The sequence below is a fragment of the Xanthomonas arboricola pv. populi genome (assembly GCF_002939945.1).
GTDB classification, from domain to species: Bacteria; Pseudomonadota; Gammaproteobacteria; order Xanthomonadales; family Xanthomonadaceae; genus Xanthomonas; species Xanthomonas arboricola_A.
This window is the reverse complement of the sequence record NZ_MDEB01000002.1, coordinates 78379-97075: the sequence shown is the minus strand read 5'-3', so window position 1 is coordinate 97075 and position 18697 is coordinate 78379. Positions and strand designations below refer to the sequence as shown.

The following is an 18697-nucleotide window of genomic DNA, read 5'->3' as shown; positions in this document are numbered from 1 at the left end:
AAGATCGAGCGGTTGGGGTCGGTGCGTCGACGCCCTGTTGAAGTCACACCCGGTAAACGCCAGCCCGCGCCTCGGGTAACGCCTACGCTTCCGGCTTGGCGCGCCTGATTGAACCAACTACGCGACGGACATAGGTCCGTGGACACGGGTCCGTCGTGTTCCCCGGACCGCCAGCTACCGTTCGTCGGCAACGCCGATCATTTGCCGCGTTCTGCGGCCCGCGCTACCTCGATGTGGCACAAACATTGCTTTCTCCCTGGTAACACTTCGCGGGAGAGCACCGTGTCCAATTCCATCTCGTCCTTTCTAGGCATCCACGGCGATGCTCTGCCGCTGCGCGAGCAGCGCATGAAGCTCATTGCCAGCAATCTGAGCAATGTGGACACCCCTGGCTACAAGGCCAAGGACATGGACTTCGAGGCGGCGCTGAAATCGGCCGAGGGCGTGCGCGACGGTACCCTGCTGCAGACCACCGACGCCAAGCATTTCGAGATCGGCAGCAGCGGCGGGCTCAATCCGTTCCAGATCACCCGCGAATCCGATCAGCCCAGCCTGGACGGCAATACCGTCGATCCCGATGCCGAACGTGCTGCCTACGGCCGCGCCGCGCTGGAATACCGCGCCTCGCTGAGCTTCCTCGAATCCAAGGTGCGCTCGATGCTCACCGCGATCACGGGCCAATAAGTCATGAGCAATCTTCCCATCTTCGATGTGGCCGGCTCGGCGCTGCATGCGCAGTCGGTCCGCCTGAGCACCATCGCCTCCAACCTGGCCAATGCCGACTCCGTCGCTGGCTCGGCCGAGGCGACCTACAAGCCGATCGAGCCGATCTTCCAGGCCCAGCAAAGTCGCCAGGACCCCAGCCTGACCTCGGTGAACGTCAAGGAGATCACCACCACCAACGCGCCGCCGATCCGTCGCTACGAGCCCGGCCATCCGCTGGCCGATGCCGATGGCTACGTGTTCTCGCCCGACGTCGATCCGGTCTCGCAGATGGTCAACATGATCTCGGCCTCGCGCAATTACCAGGCCGGCGTGGAAATGCTCAACACCGCCAAGGAACTGGCGCTCGCCACCCTGACCATGGGTCGCTGACCCTCCTAGCTGCCCCCTCCCTTACGGACCCTTTCAAATGAGCACGATCGGTAGTGACCTCTACACCAGCCTCGGGCTGACCGCCAGCAGCGCCACATCGACCAAGAAGAAGGAGGAATCGCTCGGCCAGGCCGACTTCCTCAAGTTGATGACCGAGCAGCTGCAGCACCAGGACCCGCTCAAACCGATGGAAAACAGCGCCTTTCTGGGCCAGTTGGCGCAGTTCTCCACCGTGCAGGGCATCGGCGACCTCAATACCAAGGTCAGCAGCTTCTCCGCGGCACAGAGCAGCGACCAGGTGCTCAAAGGCGCATCGCTGGTCGGGCACAACGTGCTGGTGCCATCGGCGCAGGTCGCCATCGACGCCACCGGCTCGGCCAAGGGCGTGGTCGCCGCGACCTCGGCGGGCACCGTCAATTTCGAAATCACCGACGCCAACGGCGCCTTCGTCAAGCAGCTCAGCGTGCCGGCCAGCGCCGCCGGCGAGGTGTCGTTCGCCTGGGATGGCACAGACGCCAACGGCAACCGCATGGCCGCCGGCAAGTACGGCGTGACCGCCACCCAGACCGACACCGCCGGTTCCAAGAGCAAATTGTCCACCTATGTCGACGCACCGGTGGACAGCGTCACGATCGGCTCCGACGGCCTGTATCTCAACCTGACCGGGCTAGGCACCTCCCCGCTCGCCAACGTGCTCCGCGTCAGCTGAGCCGGCAATCGACACTTAAAGGAACTCATCCATGGCTTTCAATACCTCGTTGTCCGGCATCAACGCAGCCAATGCCGATCTGAACGTCACCTCCAACAACATCGCCAACGTCAACACGACCGGGTTCAAGGAATCGCGCGCCGAGTTTGCCGACATGTTCCAGAGCACCAGCTACGGCCTGTCGCGCAATGCGGTGGGTTCGGGCGTGCGCGTCAGCAATGTGGCGCAGCAGTTCTCACAGGGCAATATCGACCCGACCGGGCGCAGCCTGGACCTGGCGGTTTCCGGTGAGGGGTTCTTCACCGTGTCCTCCAACGGCGCCAAGATGTACACCCGCGCCGGCAACTTCCAGACCGATGCCAATGGCTATGTGGTCAATCCGCAGGGTGCGCGCCTGCAGGTCTTCGCCCCCAACCCGAGCGGCAATGGCTTCGACGTCGGCCGTTTGTCGGACCTGCAGCTGCTGACCACCGACAGCCCGCCCAAGTCGACCTCCACGGTCAACCTGGCCTTCACCCTGCCCGGCAATGCCACCGCACCGACGGTGACCCCGTTCAGCCCGGCCGACGACAAGACCTACAGCCACTCCACCGGCGGTATCAATGTCTACGATTCGCTGGGCGTCAGCCATGTGCAGACCTCCTACTTCGTCAAGACCGCCAACCCGAACGAATGGCAGGTGCACAACTACGTGGACGGCGCCGCGGTCGGTGCGCCGACCACGCTGCAGTTCTCCGACACCGGCGCGCTGACCACCCCGGCCAACGGCATCATCACGATGGACCCGTTCACCCCGAGCACCGGTGCCGGCGTGCTGAGCATGCAGCTCAACGTCAGCGGCTCGACCCAGTACGGCGAAGCCTTCGCGCTGCGCGACACCCGCCAGGACGGCTATGCCAGCGGCAAGCTCAACGAGATCAGCATCGACACCAGCGGTGTGGTGTTCGCCCGCTATTCCAATGGCGCCGACAAGCCGCTGGGCCAGGTCGCGCTGAGCAGCTTCGTCAATCCGCAGGGCCTGCAGTCGCAGGGCAACAACATGTGGGCCGAAAGCTACACCTCAGGCGCTGCCCGCACCGGCGCACCGGACACCTCGGACTTGGGCCAGATCGAATCCGGCTCGCTGGAATCCTCCACGGTGGACCTGACCGAGCAGCTGGTGAACATGATCGTGGCCCAGCGCAACTTCCAGGCCAACTCGCAGATGATCTCGACCCAGGATCAGGTCACCCAGACGATCATCAATATTCGTTAACGGCTGGGAATGGGGAATCGGGATTAGGGAATCGTAAGAGCCGGCTTCGCGCGTAGCGGATGCCGGCCTTGCCCCCTACTCCCCAGCCCCCCGCAATCCCGCTTTTGCGATTCCCGATTCCCGATTCCCCCATCCCGGTGCCTCATGGACAAAGCTCTCTACGTTGCGATGACCGGCGCCCGCGCCTCCCTGCAGGCGCAGGGCACCGTGTCGCACAATCTCGCCAACGTCGATACGGTGGGGTTCAAGGCTGCGCTGGCCAATACCGAGGCGTTCAAGATCCAGGGCAAGGGCTATCCGTCGCGGATCGATGCGCTGCATGTGGACCAGGGCTTCGACCGCAGCCAGGGCCACCAGAAGGTCACCGGCAACCCGCTGGACGTGTCGCTGCAGCAGGACCGCTGGCTGGCGGTGCAGTCGCCCGACGGCAGCGAGGCCTACACCCGCAACGGCGAGTTGGCGCTCACTGCCAATGGCCAGCTGGTCACCGCCAATGGCCATGCGGTGCTGGATGAGGGCGGCAACCCGATGACGATCCCGCCGCACCAGGCGATGGAGATCGGCAGCGACGGCAGCATCTCGATCATTCCGCAGGGCGAAGGTCCGCAGACCATGGCCATCGTCGGCAAAATGAAGGTGGTCGACGCCCCCGCCGACCGCTTGACGCGGCGCCCGGACGGGCTGATGCGTAACACCAGCACCGACCCGGCGCAGGCGTTCGCGGTGGCCACCGGCAAGACCATCAACAGCGGCATGCTGGAGGGCAGCAACGTGGACGCCGCCGGCGCGCTGGTGGAGATGATCCAGCTGCAGCGTCAGTTCGAAATGCAGGTCAAGATCATCAAGAACGGCGACGACAACGCGCAGTCGGCCAATTCGCTGCTGCGGGTCAGCGGTTAAGCGCCACTGGCGCCCACTACACCACCGCCGGTTGGCTTGCCGCGCTGCCGAGCACCTGGATGGCGGCCGCCCGGGGGACGTGGCTCGCGAGCGAAGTGACATGTCGTTCGACTCTGACTCCTGCGGTCTCGCAGGTGGTTCGTACGCGTTGACGCTGACTAGCGATGGTGTGACGGCAAGGTGTGTGCGGCTGGCAACGCTGTTGAGCCAAGCCTTCGCTGCAGAGCGGCTGGTTTGTGACTTGAATGCAGGGCCCTTGCCCGCCCACCATCGCAGGACACGCCGCAAGTACGTCCTTGTAGGCTCGGGCGCGGCATCCATGCCGCTCAAGGTCCCGCGACGGTGAGCAGGCAAGGGCCAGTCGGGATGGTCGGTGCGTATGGTGCAAACTAATGCCTGACGTGGGTTGCCTGGATAACGGCACGCCCGATTCATCTTCTCAATGCAAGCCGAGCAATGGACAAGCTTTAAGAGAGCAACCGACAAACTCTCTGGTGCGGTGGCCTCGCCGATTGCGGGACCGTGTGGCGGCATGGATGCCGCCACCGAGCCTACAAGGATGTACTTGCGGCGTGTCCCGCGAGCGGTGAGGCCGCCGCGCGTTCGACCAACCAGGCTGTTGACGTCGCAATGCCAGGACGTCGCAATGCCAGCCGGCAGATCCCCAGAACCCTTCCGCACTCAGCGCCAAGGGTTCACACGTCGTCGCACACATCGCTGACCGGCAACCGATCTACCGCGCCTGATCTGCCGCGCAGGTTTCCACCGCTTCCGGTTAGCCGCTGCCCATCCGCCGCCAGCCCTGCCCTGCGCAGGACGCCGCACGCCACTGCGCGTGATCCTGCGCACAGCCGGCAAAAATCCGGCGCGGGTTTGGCACGGCACGTGCATATACCCAGCCGTACCCGGAACACATCCCCGGGTCTAACGAGGAATCGGGTCATGAATCAGGCTTTGTGGGTCGCCAAAACCGGACTGGATGCGCAGCAGACGCGCATGTCGGTCATTTCCAACAACCTGGCCAATACCAATACCACCGGCTTCAAGCGCGATCGTGCGGCGTTCGAAGACCTGTTGTATCAACAGGTGCGTGCGCCGGGCGGCTCCACCTCCGCGCAGACGCAGCTGCCGACCGGCCTGCAGCTGGGTACCGGCGTGCGGGTGGTCTCCACCTTCAAGGGTTTCGACCAGGGCAGCCAGCAACAGACCGGCCGCGCGCTCGATGTGATGGTCAACGGCCGCGGCTTCTTCGAAGTGCAGATGCCTGACGGCACCTCGGCCTATACCCGCGACGGCACCTTCCAGATCAATGCGCAGGGCGAGCTGGTCACCAACAGCGGCTACCCGCTGCAGCCGGGTATCCAGATCCCCGAAGGCGCGCAGTCGCTGACCATCGGCAACGACGGCACCATCAGCGTGACGCTGGCCGGCCAGGCCGCCGCACAGGAAATCGGTGCGTTGACGCTGACCGACTTCATCAATCCTTCGGGCCTGCAGTCCAAGGGCGAGAACCTGTTCGTCGAAACCACCGCCTCCGGCCCCGCGCAGAACGGCACCCCCGGCCTCAACGGCCTGGGCAACACCGTGCAGGGCGCGCTGGAAGGCAGCAACGTCAATACGGTGGAAGAACTGGTGAGCATGATCGAAACCCAGCGCGCCTACGAAATGAATGCCAAGGCGATCTCCACCACCGACTCGATGCTCGGTTACTTGAACAACAACGTCTGATCGGCTCGCCGGTCGCTGCCCTCTCAGGAATCCACACCATGTCACGCCTGCCTTCTCTCTCCTCCCTGTGCCTCGCCATTGCCTGCAGCGCGCTGCTGGGCGGCTGCGTGGCAGCCGGCGATGTGCGGCCGTTCGCCGAACTGGCGCCGATCGTGCCGGTGGTCGCGCCGGTGGCGCAGCCCACCGCCGGTGCGATCTATGCGGCCGGCCCGGGCCTGAATCTGTACGGCGATCGCCGTGCGCGCGATGTCGGCGATCTGCTGACGGTGAACCTGGTCGAAAGCACCACCGCCTCGTCCACCGCCAACACCAGCATCAGCAAGAAGGACGCGACCACCATGGCCGCCCCGACGCTGCTGGGCGCTCCGCTCACCGTCGGCGGCCTGAACGTGCTGGAGAACAGCACCAGCGGCGACCGCAGCTTTGCCGGCAAGGGCAACACGGCGCAGAGCAATCGCATGCAGGGCAGCGTGACCGTCACCGTGATGCAGCGCCTGCCCAACGGCAATCTGGTGATCCAGGGGCAGAAGAACCTGCGCCTGACCCAGGGCGACGAGCTGGTGCAGGTGCAAGGCATCGTGCGCGCCGCCGACATCGCCCCGGACAACACCGTGCCCTCGAGCAAGGTGGCCGACGCCCGCATCGCCTACGGCGGCCGCGGCGCGGTCGCGCAGTCCAACGCGATGGGCTGGTTGAGCCGCTTCTTCAATTCCCGTCTGTCGCCCTACTGAGCCTGCGACCATGAATCTGTCTTCCCTGCCCTTCCGTCTGCTGGCCGCCGCTGTGGCGGTCTGCGCGATCGCCGCGCCGGCCTCGGCCGAGCGCATCAAGGATCTTGCCCAGGTCGGCGGCGTGCGCGGCAACGCGCTGGTCGGTTACGGCCTGGTGGTCGGCCTGGATGGCAGCGGCGACCGTACCAGCCAGGCGCCCTTCACCGTGCAGAGTTTGAAGAACCTGCTCGGCGAGCTGGGCGTCAATGTTCCGGCGAACGTCAATCCGCAGCTGAAAAACGTCGCGGCCGTGGCCATCCATGCCGAACTGCCGCCGTTCGCCAAGCCCGGCCAGCCGATCGACATCACCGTGTCCTCGATCGCCAACGCGGTGTCGCTGCGTGGCGGCTCGCTGCTGATGGCACCGCTGAAAGGCGCCGACGGCCAGGTCTATGCGATGGCGCAGGGCAACCTGGTGGTCGGTGGCTTCGGCGCGCAGGGCAAGGACGGCTCACGGGTGTCGGTCAATATTCCCAGCGTCGGTCGCATTCCCAACGGCGCCACCGTCGAACGCGCCTTGCCGGACGTGTTCGCCGGCAGCGGCGAGATCACCCTCAACCTGCACCAGAACGACTTCACCACCGTCTCGCGCATGGTCGCGGCGATCGACAGCAGCTTCGGCGCCGGTACCGCGCGTGCGGTGGATGGCGTGACCGTGGCAGTGCGCTCGCCGACCGATCCTGGCGCGCGTATCGGTCTGCTGTCGCGGCTGGAAAATGTCGAACTCTCTCCGGGCGATGCGCCGGCCAAGGTGGTGGTCAACGCGCGCACCGGCACGGTGGTGATCGGCCAGCTGGTGCGGGTGATGCCGGCGGCGATCGCACATGGCTCGCTCACCGTGACCATCAGCGAGAACACCAATGTCAGCCAACCGGGCGCCTTCAGTAGCGGCCGCACCGCGGTGACCCCGCAGTCGACGATCACGGCCACCTCCGAAGGCAGCCGCATGTTCAAGTTCGAAGGCGGCACCACGCTCGATCAGATCGTGCGCGCAGTCAACGAGGTGGGCGCCGCTCCCGGCGACCTGGTGGCCATCCTGGAAGCGCTCAAGCAGGCCGGTGCGCTCACGGCGGAGTTGGAGGTGATCTGACATGCGTATCGCAGCCTCGCCCATTGATCTCAACCCGAGCACCAAGGCCGATCCCGCAAAGATCGACAAGGTCTCACGTCAGCTCGAAGGACAGTTCGCGCAGATGCTGGTCAAGAGCATGCGCGATGCGAGCTCCGGCGACCCGATGTTTCCGGGCGAAAACCAGATGTTCCGCGAGATGTACGACCAGCAGATGGCCAAGGCGCTGACCGACGGTAAGGGGCTGGGCCTGTCGGCGATGATCTCCAAGCAGTTGAGCGGCGACACCGGCGGCCCGGCGTTGAATACCTCGCTCAGCACCGCCGATGCCGCCAAGGCCTATGCGCTGGTGGCCGGCAAGCGCGACGCCTCGTTGCCGCTGCCGACCCGCGATGGCACGGCGACCGACGTCGGTGCTGGCACGGCTCTCGGCACCGCTGCAGGAATCGGCGCAGGCGGCCTGAGCGGTATCGGCATGAGTCAGGTGCTGGATCTGATCGCCGGGCGCACCGGCAGCAGCGATGCCGGCAGCGACGATGCGGCCGCACTGAGCTGGCCCTCGGCCAACGATCGTTGGGCCGATGTGGCGGCCAGCGATGCCGCCGACGCCAACGCCGCGGTCAATGCGAGCGCGGCAAGCAGCGCAGCCGCCAGCCTGGGCGAGCGCACCCCGGAAGGCTTCGTCGCCAAGATCTGGACGCATGCGCAGAAGGCCGCGCGCGAACTGGGTGTGGATCCGCGTGCGCTGGTCGCGCAGGCCGCGCTGGAAACCGGCTGGGGCCGGCGCGGGATCGGCAATGGCGGCGACTCCAACAACCTGTTCGGCATCAAGGCCACCGGCTGGAGCGGCGACAAGGTCACCACCGGCACCCACGAATACGTCAATGGCGTCAAAACCACCGAAACCGCCGATTTCCGTGCCTACAGCTCGGCCGAGGAGAGCTTTGCCGATTACGTGCGGCTGCTGAAGAACAACAGTCGTTACCAGCCCGCCCTGCAGGCCGGCACCGATATCAAGGGTTTTGCACGCGGCTTGCAACAGGCTGGATACGCCACCGATCCGGGCTACGCAGCCAAGATCGCGGCGATCGCCAACGGTCCGACCATCGACCGTGCGGTAGCCGCAATCGGCAACGCGGCGGCCGACCTGTCCAACCGCTATGCCAGCACCGCCGAGCCTGCTGCGCTCGGCACCATTCGTCGTTGAGGTAAACGCCCATGTCCATCATGTCCACCGGGACCAGTGCGCTGATCGCCTTCCAACGGGCGTTGTCGACCGTTAGCCATAACGTCGCCAACATCAATACCGAAGGCTACAGCCGCCAACGTGTGGAATTTGCAACGCGCACGCCCACCGACATGGGCTACGCGTTCGTGGGCAATGGCGCCAAGATCACCGACGTGAGCCGGGTGGCGGACCAGCTGGCCACCTCGCGCCTGCTCGACAGCGGCGGCGAGCTCTCGCGGCTGCAGCAGCTGTCCTCGCTGTCCAACCGCGTCGACAGCCTGTACTCCAACACCGCCACCAATGTGGCCGGGCTGTGGTCGAACTTCTTCGACTCTACCAGCGCGGTCTCGTCCAATGCCTCGTCCACCGCCGAGCGGCAGAGCATGCTCGACAGCGGCAACTCGCTGGCGACGCGTTTCAAGCAGCTCAACGGGCAGATGGACAGCCTGAGCAACGAGGTCAACAGCGGCCTGACCTCCTCGGTGGACGAGGTCAATCGCCTGACCCAGCAGATCGCCAAGATCAACGGCGTCATCGGCAACAGCATCGACAGCGCCTCGCCCGACATGCTCGATCAGCGCGATGCGCTGGTGTCCAAGCTGGTCGGCTACACCGGCGGCACCGCGGTGATGCAGGACGGCGGCTTCATGAATGTTTTCACCGCCGGCGGTCAGGCCCTGGTGGTGGGGACCACCTCATCCAAGCTGACCACCGTCGCCGACCCGTATCAGCCGGCCAAGCTGCAGGTGGCGATGCAGACCCAGGGCCAGAACGTCAGCCTCAGCGCCAGCTCGCTGGGCGGGCAGATCGGCGGCCTGCTGGAATTCCGCACCAGCGTGCTGGAACCGACCCAGGCCGAACTCGGTCGCCTGGCCGTGGGCATGGCCAGCACCTTCAATGCCGGTCACGCGCAAGGCATGGATCTGTACGGTGCGATGGGCGGCAACTTCTTCAACATCGGCTCGCCCACCACCGCCGCCAACCCCGGCAACACCGGCAGCGCGTCGCTGAGTGCCAGCTTCAGCAACATGTCGGCGGTGGATGGGCAGAACGTCACGCTCAGCTTCGACGGCACTGCATGGAAGGCCACCAACGCCAGCACCGGGTCGGCGGTGCCGATCAGCGGCAGCGGCACCCAGGCCAATCCGCTGGTGCTCAACGGCGTCAGCCTGGTGGTCGGCGGCACGCCGGCCAACGGCGACAAGTTCCTGCTGCAGCCCACCGCCGGGCTGGCCGGCACCCTGTCGGTGGCCATCACCGACCCCTCGCGGATTGCCGCGGCCACCCCCGTCAAGGCCACCGCCACGGTGGCCAACCTGGGCACCGGCAAGATCAGCGACGTCAAGGTCACCAATGCGCAGAACCCGGCGCTGCTGACCCCGGCGTCGGTGGAGTTCATCGACGCCAACCAGTACACCATCGATGGCACCGGCCCGTTCGCCTATACCGCCGGCCAGACCATCAGCGCCAACGGCTGGAGCTTTGCGCTGGACGGCGCGCCCAAGGCCGGCGACAGCTTCGGCGTCGGCCCCACCGGCGCCGGCTCCAGCGACAACGGCAACGCCAAGTTGCTGGCCAACATCGACGACGCCAAAGCGCTCAGCGCTGGCACGGTCACGCTCAACGGCGCGCTGTCGGGCCTGACCACCTCGGTCGGCTCGGCCGCGCGTGCGGCCAGTTACGCCTCGGACGCGCAGGAGGTCATCAACGACCAGGCGCAGGCCAGCCGCGACTCGATTTCCGGCGTCAACCTCGATGAGGAAGCCGCCAACATGCTGAAGCTGCAGCAGGCCTACCAGGCCGCCGCACAGATGATTTCCACCGCCGACACCATCTTCCAAGCCATCCTGGGCGCCGTACGCTGATGACCGACCGTATCTCCACCAGCATGATGTACAGCCAGTCGGTGTCGTCGATGACGGCCAAGCAGTCCCGGCTGAACCAGATCCAGGCCCAGCTCGCCAGCGGACAGCGTCTGGTCACCGCCAAGGACGACCCGGTCGCCGCCGGCACTGCGGTCGGCCTGGATCGCGCGCTGGCCGCGATCACACGCTTTGGCGAGAACGCCAACAACGTGCAGAACCGCCTCGGCCTGCAGGAGAACGCCCTGTCGCAGGCCGGCGACAAAATGGCGCGCGTCACCGAATTGGCGGTGCAGGCCAACAACTCCTCGCTCAGCCCCGACGACCGCAAGGCGATCGCCTCGGAACTGACCGCGCTGCGCGACAGCATGGTCAGCCTGGCCAACAGCACCGACGGCACCGGGCGCTATCTGTTCGGCGGCAGCGCCGATGGCAGCGCGCCGTTCATCAAGAGCAATGGCGGCGTCACCTACAACGGCGACCAGACCCAGAAACAGGTCGAAGTGGCGCCGGACACCTTCGTCAGCGACACCCTGCCCGGCAGCGAAATCTTCATGCGTATCCGCACCGGCGACGGCACCGTGGATGCGCACCCCAGCAACGCCAATACCGGCACCGGCCTGCTGCTGGATTTCAGCCGCGATGCCAGCACCGGCAGCTGGAACGGCGGCAGTTACAGCGTGCAGTTCACCGCCGCCGACACCTACGAGGTACGCGACAGCACCAATACGGTGGTCGGCACCGGCACCTACAAGGATGGCGAAGACATCAACGCGGCCGGCGTGCGCATGCGCATCAGCGGCGCACCGGCGGTGGGCGACAGTTTCCAGATCGGCGCTTCCACCACCAAGGACGTGTTTTCCACCATCGACGACCTGGTCGGCGCGCTCAACTCCGACACGCAGACTCCGCCGCAGAAGGCGGCGATGATCAACACGCTGCAGTCGTCGATGCGCGACATCGCACAGGCCTCGTCGAAGATGATCGATGCGCGCGCCTCCGGCGGCGCGCAGCTGTCGGCGATCGATAACGCCAACTCGTTGCTCGAATCCAACGAGGTCACCCTCAAAACCACCCTGTCGTCGATCCGCGATCTGGACTACGCATCGGCGCTTGGGCAATACGAACTGGAGAAGGCCTCGTTGCAGGCCGCTCAAACGATTTTTCAGCAGATGCAGTCGTCGTCGTTGTTCAACCTGATCCGCTGATTTGCAGCAGAAAACCCGCGTTTTCTGCACTCCTGCGCGCGAGCACTTGCGCAGGCCGACGGAGTTTATTCGTCGAAAGTTATACCAACGCTAAAGATTCACGGGGTGCTGCCGAATAAACCAAACCCCTTGATACACAACGCTTCCGTATTTCGTCCTGCAGCAGAAAAACAGTAAAAAAAACACTGGATTTCGCTAAAGGTTCCCGACGCAACGCCGTTATTCATCTCAGCAGCGGCAACGGCCAACTTGATGGCCCCCCTGCGGAGGCTCCGGGCAAGTCCCCCTTGCCGGAAAAATCGCTTAGGAGAAATCAAAATGGCACAGGTAATCAACACCAACGTAATGTCGCTGAACGCTCAGCGTAACCTCAACACCAGCAGCGCGAGCATGTCGACGAGCATCCAGCGTCTGTCCTCGGGTCTGCGCATCAACAGCGCCAAGGACGACGCCGCAGGTCTGGCGATCTCCGAGCGTTTCACCACGCAGATCCGCGGCCTGGACGTTGCCTCGCGCAACGCCAACGACGGCATCTCGCTGGCCCAGACCGCCGAAGGCGCGATGGTCGAAATCGGCAGCAACCTGCAGCGTATCCGCGAGCTGTCGGTGCAGTCGTCCAACGCCACCAACTCGCCGACCGACCGTGACGCGCTGAACTCCGAAGTCAAGCAGCTCACCGCTGAAATCGACCGCGTCGCCAACCAGACCAACTTCAACGGCACCAAGCTGTTGAACGGCGACTTCTCCGGCGCGCTGTTCCAGGTCGGCGCCGACGCTGGCCAGACCATCGGCATCAACAGCATCGTCGACGCCAATGTCGATTCGCTGGGCAAGGCCAACTTCGCTGCCGCCGTCTCCGGCGCTGGCGTGACCGGCACCGCCACTGCGTCCGGCTCGATCAGCGGCATGAGCCTGTCGTTCAACGACGCCAGCGGCGCAGCCAAGAGCATCACCATCGCCGACATCAAGGTCGCTTCAGGCGACACTGCGGCCGACGTCAACAAGAAGGTGGCTGCGGCGATCAACGACAAGCTCGACCAGACCGGCATGTACGCCTCGATCAAGACCGACGGCACCATGCAGATCGAATCGCTGAAGGCTGGCCAGGACTTCACCTCGCTGACGGCGGGTACCTCCAGTGCCACCGGCATCACCGTCGGCGCCGGCATCACCACCGCCTCGGCCGCTTCCGGCTCCGCCGCCTCGACCCTGAGCACCCTGGACATCTCCACGTTCTCCGGCTCGCAGCAGGCCCTGGAAATCGTCGACAAGGCGCTGACCGCGGTCAACTCCTCGCGCGCCGACATGGGTGCGGTGCAGAACCGCTTCACCTCCACCATCGCCAACCTGAGCGCAACCTCGGAAAACCTGTCGGCCTCGCGTAGCCGTATCCGCGACACCGACTACGCCAAGGAAACCGCCGAGCTGACCCGCACGCAGATCCTGCAGCAGGCCGGTACCGCGATGCTGGCCCAGGCCAAGTCGGTTCCGCAGAACGTGCTGAGCCTGCTGCAGTAATCGGCAGCGCGTCGCAGCAAGTCCAGAGCCCCTCTTCGGAGGGGCTTTTTTGTGGCCGCAGATTTTTCGCCCGCAGATTTTGGCGCGATCGCACAGCACTGTTTCCTGGCGCGGGTTTTTTTGACGCACCCTGCCGGCATGGAAATTGCATCACCCAATCTCGTGAGCGCTACGGATCGCCGCCGCTAAAGTCCTCGCGGATGCGGCCGATACCCGTCTCGTAATCCCATGCGTCCATCCTTGCTTGGACGCCCAGACGAGGAACGCAACATGGCATCGGTGATCAGCACTTCCGGCTCCGGTCTGGACATCCCAACTGTGGTGTCCACCCTAGTCTCCCGGCAGAAAGACCCGGAGCAGGCGCGTATCAACAAGGCCGGAGCCGCCGCCACGACGCAACTGTCGGCGATCAGCCAGATCAAGAGCAGCATGACCACGCTCAAGTCCGCGCTGGACAAGGTCGTCAGCAGCGCCGACACCAATGCTTACAAGGCGACGGTGCCGACCGATGCCGGCTTCACCGCCACCACAACCAGTTCGGCCGCGCCGGGTAACTACTCGGTGGAAGTGGTCTCGCTGGCCAGTGCGCAAAAGCTCGCCTCAGGCGCGTTCGTCGCAGATGCCACCGTCGGCAGCGGCACGTTGACGATCGGATATGGCGAAAAAAGCATCACCGTGGACATCAGCGGCACCGACAAGCTCACCGACATCGCCGCCGCCATCAACAAGGCGGCCGGTGGCAAGGGCGTCACCGCCAGCGTGGTGACGGCCAACGACGGCCAGCACCTGGTGTTCAACGCGGTCGACTCCGGTACCAAGGGGGCATTGACCGTCAGCGCCAGCGACCCGAGCCTGAGCAGCCTCACCTATGGCTCCGGCGTCACCGGCGGCCTGACCCAGTCCGTGGCCGCGACCGATGCGGTGGTGCGCGTGGACGGCTTCGAACGCACCTCCAGCTCCAACACCATCAGCGATATCGTGCCGGGCGTGGTGCTCAACCTCACCAAGGCCGCCGAAGGCACCAAGGTCACGCTTGGCGTGGCTGCCGATACCAGCGGCATCAAGGCCAACCTGACCGCTTACGCCGCCGCCTACAACACCGCCAACACCTTGCTGGCCAAGAGCAGCGCCTACGACGCCACCACCAAGACGGCCGCAGCGTTGACCGGCGACTCGCTGGTGCGCGGCCTGCAGCAGCAGCTGCGCGGCCAGGTCAGCGGCAACCTCATCGAACTCAAGGGGCTCGGCCTGACCATCGACAAGGACGGCGTGATGAGCTTCGATGGCGGCAAGTTCGATACCGCCATCGCCGAGGATGGTGGTGCCGCCGCCGAGGTGTTCGGCAAGGACAGCAAGTTCGGCTCCGGCATGACCAAGCTGCTCGACAGCAACGTCAACGTCAACGACGGCACCCTGACCATGCGCTCGGACAGCCTGAACAAGCAGATCAAGGGCTACGAGTCGGACCTGGACGACCTCGACGCACGCATGACCAAGCTCAGCGATCGCTACACCGCGCAGTTCACCGCGATGGAAACCATGATCAGCAAGCTGCAGAGCAGCACCAGTTCGCTCAGCAGCCTGCTGACGAGCTGATTTCCGTGAAGACGATCCTCAAGTCCCGCAATGGTCTTGCCGATACAAGAAGGGCCTATCGTGATTTCGGCCTTGCCTTCCGGCAGGAGCGTCGTCGCCCGAGCGCAGCGCTCCGGGATCCGCGAAGGTCAGCCCATTGAGGAGTCATCCATGTACGGTTCCAATCGTCAGTATGCCGAGCAATACCGCAAGGTCGGCGTGTCCACCAGCGTGACCGAAGCAGACCCGCACAAGCTGGTATCGCTGCTGTTCGCCGGCGCCTGCCAGCGCATCCGTCTGGCCCAGGCCTGCCTGGCGCAGGGCGACCAGGCGCGCAAGGGCAAGGCCATCGGCGAAGCCTGCGCGATCGTCGGTCACTTGAACGGCTCGCTCGATCATGAAGCCGGTGGCGAGATCGCTGGTAACCTGTCGGCGCTCTACGACTACGTGATGCAGCGGCTGACTGCCGCCAACCTGCACAACGACGAAACTGCGTTGACCGAGGCGCTGGAATTGCTCAGCGAAATCGACTCGGCGTGGAATTCCATCCCCCTCAATCAACGCGGCCTTTCTGCCGTTTCGTGAGTCATACCATGCATAGCGCGCAGAGCCTTCAAGCCGAAATCGCCGACATCCGCCTCGCCATGGCGCAGGAGGAATTCGAGGTGATGCCGTTCATGCTGGACACCCACGATCTGCACCTGCGCGAGTACGCGCAGCAGGTGGACCTGAGTCAGGACCGCGAAGCGTTGCAGACGCTGCAGGCCATGCAGCAGGATCTGATGCGGATGATGCTCGAGCGCCGGCGCAAGCTGCTGGATCTGATTCGCGCGCAGCGCACGTCCTCGTCGGCCAGCCGCGCCTACGCACGGGTCGGACGGATCTGATGCCCGCGCTCGGCACACTCGCGCCATCCGCCGATGCCGCGCTGTTCGCCGACACGCTCAGCTGCGAAGTGCGTCTACCGGCCGGCTTCCGTGCCGGCAGCGACGCCGGCTCGCACAGCGCCGCGGAAACCATGCTGCGCAGCCTGGGCCAGGTGGAAGACCTGCGCAGCGAAGACACCAGCGAAGACCGTGGCGAGCTGCCGCTGCTGGTGCAACGCATGGACGCCAAGCTCGACCTGATCCTGGCCCTGATCGGCCGTCTGGTGCAGCAGGGCGACACCGGACTGATCCAGGCGAACGTGTACTGGTCGGTACGCGGAATCCGTCTGAGCTGCGCAAGCAGCCATCCGCCGGGCACGCTGGGTAGCGTTTGCCTGCAACCCTCCGACTGGCTTCCTGAACTGGTACAGCTTCCTGCCGAGGTCCTGGCAAGCGCAAGCGATGGCCACGATCACTGGCTATGGCTGCGGTTTGCGCCGCTTTCGCCGGGCTTGCAGGACGCGCTGGAACGCCATTTGTTCCGCCTGCATCGCCGTCAGGTCGCCGACGCCCGCCGCCAGCGCTGATACCACCTGTTGGCGCGGGGCGCCGGGTCGGCTAAGGTGCCCTTTACTGAAAAAAGGTCTCTTCTGCGCCGTGCGAGTCATCATCGTCGACGATCACACCCTTGTCCGTGCCGGCCTGTCCAGGCTGCTGCAAACCTTCGCCGGCATCGATGTCGTGGGTGAGGCCAGCAACGCACAGCAAGCCCTGGACATGACATCCCTGCACCGGCCCGACCTGGTGTTGATGGATCTGTCCCTGCCCGGCCGCAGCGGCCTGGATGCCATGACCGATGTGTTGCGTGCTGCACCGCGCACGCATGTGGTGATGATGTCGATGCACGACGACCCGGTGCACGTGCGCGACGCGCTGGATCGCGGCGCCGTCGGCTTCGTGGTCAAGGATGCGGCGCCGCTCGAGCTGGAATTGGCGTTGCGTGCAGCAGCAGCCGGCCAGGTGTTCCTGAGCCCGCAGATTTCGTCAAAGATGATTGCGCCGATGCTGGGCCGCGAAAAACCAGTCGGTATTGCCGCCTTGTCGCCGCGCCAGCGCGAGATCCTGCGCGAGATCGGCCGCGGCCAGAGCAACAAGGAAATCGCCGCCGACCTCGGCATCAGCGTCAAGACGGTGGAGACCCATCGCGCGCGCATGATGGAATCGCTTGGTTGCCGGCGCGCCAACGATCTCGTGTTGCTGGCCGCCAAGCATCACAACGAGCTGGTTTGAGCAAACCGCTGCGCGGTGACCGGAAACGACCGCCAGCGTCGAAAACAGTGACGGGATTCCGGCGGACACGCTTGAGCCTGCATTGAACGTCAGGGAATTCCCCACACCCTGTCAGGAAAATCACGAATCGCCTCGCGCGATTCCCTGATTAGAAACCCGTCGTCTTGTCCTGCAAGATGCGTTCCATCGCTGCCACGTGCAGCGCCTTCCGGAAGCGCTTCGATGAAGACGACCATTTCCGCCCAGCTTGGTCAGCAACTGCACCTGACCCCGCAGTTGCTGCAGTCGATCCGTCTGTTGCAATTGGACGGCATGCAGTTGGAACTGGAAATTCGTCGCGCGCTGGAAACCAATCCGCTGCTGGAACTGGATGAGCTGGCCGACAGCGACGCCGCCGCGACCAGCGACGAGGGCGCTTCCGATGTCGCCGCCTTCGACGAACTGCCGGAAAGCACGATGTGGGACGTGCAGGGCAGCAGCTGGAACGGCGACGACGACGACCGCATGCAGCGCGTGGCAGCCGGCGAATCCACCGACTCGCACGTGCGCATCCTGCGCGATCTGGCGCTGGATCTGGACGAGGCCGCATTGGGGGCCGCCGCATTCTGGTTGGAGCAGACCGACGACGCCGGCTATCTGACCGAAGCCCTGGCGACGCTGCAGCAGCTCGGCGCGACCCGTCTTGGCATGACCGTGCAGGCAGTGGAAGCGGTCCGTCAGCGCCTGCTGCACGGCGACCCGGCCGGCCTGGCCGCCTGCGACCTGCGCGAGTGCCTGCAGGCCCAGCTGAGCGCCCTGCCCGGCCGTGTGCCTGCGCGTCATCTGGCTGCGCGCATCCTTGCCGGCGACCTGGACCTGCTGGCCAGCCACGACTATCCGGTGCTGGCGCGCGCGCACGATGCCGAAGTGGACGACGCACGCGAAGCAGTACGACTGATCCTGTCGCTGCAGCCGCGGCCCGGCGACGACCTGATGCAGGAAAGCAACGCCAGCGTGATTCCGGACGTGCTCGCCTGGCACGCCGACGGCAGCTGGCGGGTGGCGTTGAACCCGGCCACCACGCATCGGGTGAGCATCAACCCGGTGCATGAACGCGCACTGGCCGAGGCCGGCGACGCCGCCCAGCCGCTGCGCGAGATGCTGCAGGAAGCGCGCTGGCTGACCCGCGGCCTGTCGATGCGCTACGAGACCCTGCTGCGTGCCACGCGCGCCATCGTCGAACGCCAGGCCACCTTCCTGGTGCGTGGCGAAGAAGCGATGGCACCGCTGACGCTGAAGGAAATCGCCGATGAGATCGGCATGCACGAATCGACGATTTCGCGCATTACCACCGGCAAATACATCCAGACCCCGCGCGGCACCCTCGAGCTCAAGCACTTCTTTGCCGTGCGCCTGGAAGGCGCCAGCGTCTCCGGCCAGGCGGTCAAGGCGATGGTGCGCCGACTGATCGAAAGCGAGCCGGCCGGTCGGCCGCTGGCCGACGAAGCCATCGCCGGGCTGTTGTCGCGCCAGGGCGTTAACATTGCCCGTCGCACTGTGGCCAAGTACCGCGAACAACTCGACATCGCCCCGGCACGCGAGCGCCGCCGCATCAACAAACCGCTGCTTGCCCGGGCAGGATAAG

General features: G+C 65.3%; 18 protein-coding genes. All 18 read left to right on the top strand.

What is annotated here, in order from left to right:
- Nucleotides 1-282 precede the first annotated feature (282 nt).
- The 18 genes from flgB to rpoN all read left to right on the top strand — a co-directional run bounded on the left by flgB (nucleotide 283) and on the right by rpoN (nucleotide 18696).
- The gene (gene flgB, locus XaplCFBP3123_RS06780; RefSeq protein ID WP_104533384.1) at nucleotides 283-684 is read left to right on the top strand and encodes a flagellar basal body rod protein FlgB; all 402 of its coding nucleotides are present in this window, start codon (nucleotides 283-285) and stop codon (nucleotides 682-684) included.
- A gap of 3 nt (nucleotides 685-687) precedes the next feature.
- Nucleotides 688-1095 (top strand): flagellar basal body rod protein FlgC, encoded by a 408-nt coding sequence (gene flgC / locus XaplCFBP3123_RS06775; protein WP_005914451.1) that lies wholly within the window; start codon nucleotides 688-690, stop codon nucleotides 1093-1095.
- Nucleotides 1096-1132: 37 nt separating this feature from the next.
- The gene (locus tag XaplCFBP3123_RS06770) at nucleotides 1133-1804 is read left to right on the top strand and encodes a flagellar hook capping FlgD N-terminal domain-containing protein (RefSeq protein WP_104533383.1); all 672 of its coding nucleotides are present in this window, start codon (nucleotides 1133-1135) and stop codon (nucleotides 1802-1804) included.
- A 31-nt stretch (nucleotides 1805-1835) separates the two neighbouring features.
- Complete coding sequence (gene flgE / locus XaplCFBP3123_RS06765; protein WP_104533382.1) at nucleotides 1836-3059, top strand: flagellar hook protein FlgE; 1224 nt, start codon at nucleotides 1836-1838, stop codon at nucleotides 3057-3059.
- A gap of 144 nt (nucleotides 3060-3203) precedes the next feature.
- Nucleotides 3204-3959 carry a flagellar basal-body rod protein FlgF gene (flgF, locus tag XaplCFBP3123_RS06760; protein WP_005921307.1) on the top strand — a complete coding sequence of 252 codons (756 nt, stop codon included), beginning with the start codon at nucleotides 3204-3206 and terminating at the stop codon, nucleotides 3957-3959.
- 942 nt (nucleotides 3960-4901) lie between these two features.
- On the top strand, nucleotides 4902-5687 hold the full coding sequence (flgG, locus tag XaplCFBP3123_RS06750) for a flagellar basal-body rod protein FlgG (protein WP_016901723.1): 786 nt from the start codon (nucleotides 4902-4904) through the stop codon (nucleotides 5685-5687).
- A 38-nt stretch (nucleotides 5688-5725) separates the two neighbouring features.
- Complete coding sequence (gene flgH / locus XaplCFBP3123_RS06745) at nucleotides 5726-6418, top strand: flagellar basal body L-ring protein FlgH (protein WP_104533381.1); 693 nt, start codon at nucleotides 5726-5728, stop codon at nucleotides 6416-6418.
- 10 nt (nucleotides 6419-6428) lie between these two features.
- Complete coding sequence (locus XaplCFBP3123_RS06740; protein ID WP_104533380.1) at nucleotides 6429-7547, top strand: flagellar basal body P-ring protein FlgI; 1119 nt, start codon at nucleotides 6429-6431, stop codon at nucleotides 7545-7547.
- A 1-nt stretch (nucleotide 7548) separates the two neighbouring features.
- Nucleotides 7549-8733: a flagellar assembly peptidoglycan hydrolase FlgJ gene (gene flgJ / locus XaplCFBP3123_RS06735; RefSeq protein WP_104533379.1), complete on the top strand. Its 1185-nt coding sequence runs from the start codon at nucleotides 7549-7551 to the stop codon at nucleotides 8731-8733.
- Nucleotides 8734-8744: 11 nt separating this feature from the next.
- Nucleotides 8745-10619 carry a flagellar hook-associated protein FlgK gene (gene flgK, locus XaplCFBP3123_RS06730; RefSeq protein ID WP_104533378.1) on the top strand — a complete coding sequence of 625 codons (1875 nt, stop codon included), beginning with the start codon at nucleotides 8745-8747 and terminating at the stop codon, nucleotides 10617-10619.
- Entirely contained in the window at nucleotides 10619-11824 is a 1206-nt protein-coding gene (gene flgL / locus XaplCFBP3123_RS06725) for a flagellar hook-associated protein FlgL (RefSeq protein ID WP_104533377.1), read from the top strand. The genes flgK and flgL overlap by 1 nt, the downstream gene beginning before the upstream one ends.
- Before the next feature lie 318 nt (nucleotides 11825-12142).
- Nucleotides 12143-13342: a flagellin gene (locus tag XaplCFBP3123_RS06720; RefSeq protein ID WP_104533376.1), complete on the top strand. Its 1200-nt coding sequence runs from the start codon at nucleotides 12143-12145 to the stop codon at nucleotides 13340-13342.
- Between the two features lie 270 nt (nucleotides 13343-13612).
- Nucleotides 13613-14938: a flagellar filament capping protein FliD gene (fliD, locus tag XaplCFBP3123_RS06715; protein WP_104533375.1), complete on the top strand. Its 1326-nt coding sequence runs from the start codon at nucleotides 13613-13615 to the stop codon at nucleotides 14936-14938.
- 150 nt (nucleotides 14939-15088) lie between these two features.
- A complete protein-coding gene (gene fliS, locus XaplCFBP3123_RS06710) occupies nucleotides 15089-15502 on the top strand; it encodes a flagellar export chaperone FliS (RefSeq protein ID WP_104533374.1) in 414 nt (137 codons plus the stop codon).
- Between the two features lie 8 nt (nucleotides 15503-15510).
- Nucleotides 15511-15804, top strand: a complete 294-nt coding sequence (locus tag XaplCFBP3123_RS06705) for a hypothetical protein (RefSeq protein WP_104533373.1) — start codon at nucleotides 15511-15513, stop codon at nucleotides 15802-15804.
- A complete protein-coding gene (locus XaplCFBP3123_RS06700) occupies nucleotides 15804-16370 on the top strand; it encodes a PilZ domain-containing protein (protein ID WP_104533372.1) in 567 nt (188 codons plus the stop codon). The genes XaplCFBP3123_RS06705 and XaplCFBP3123_RS06700 overlap by 1 nt, the downstream gene beginning before the upstream one ends.
- A 70-nt stretch (nucleotides 16371-16440) precedes the next feature.
- A complete protein-coding gene (locus XaplCFBP3123_RS06695) occupies nucleotides 16441-17073 on the top strand; it encodes a response regulator transcription factor (protein ID WP_003482986.1) in 633 nt (210 codons plus the stop codon).
- A 222-nt stretch (nucleotides 17074-17295) separates the two neighbouring features.
- Nucleotides 17296-18696 carry an RNA polymerase factor sigma-54 gene (rpoN, locus tag XaplCFBP3123_RS06690; RefSeq protein WP_104533371.1) on the top strand — a complete coding sequence of 467 codons (1401 nt, stop codon included), beginning with the start codon at nucleotides 17296-17298 and terminating at the stop codon, nucleotides 18694-18696.
- The last annotated feature ends 1 nt before the right edge of the window (nucleotide 18697 follow it).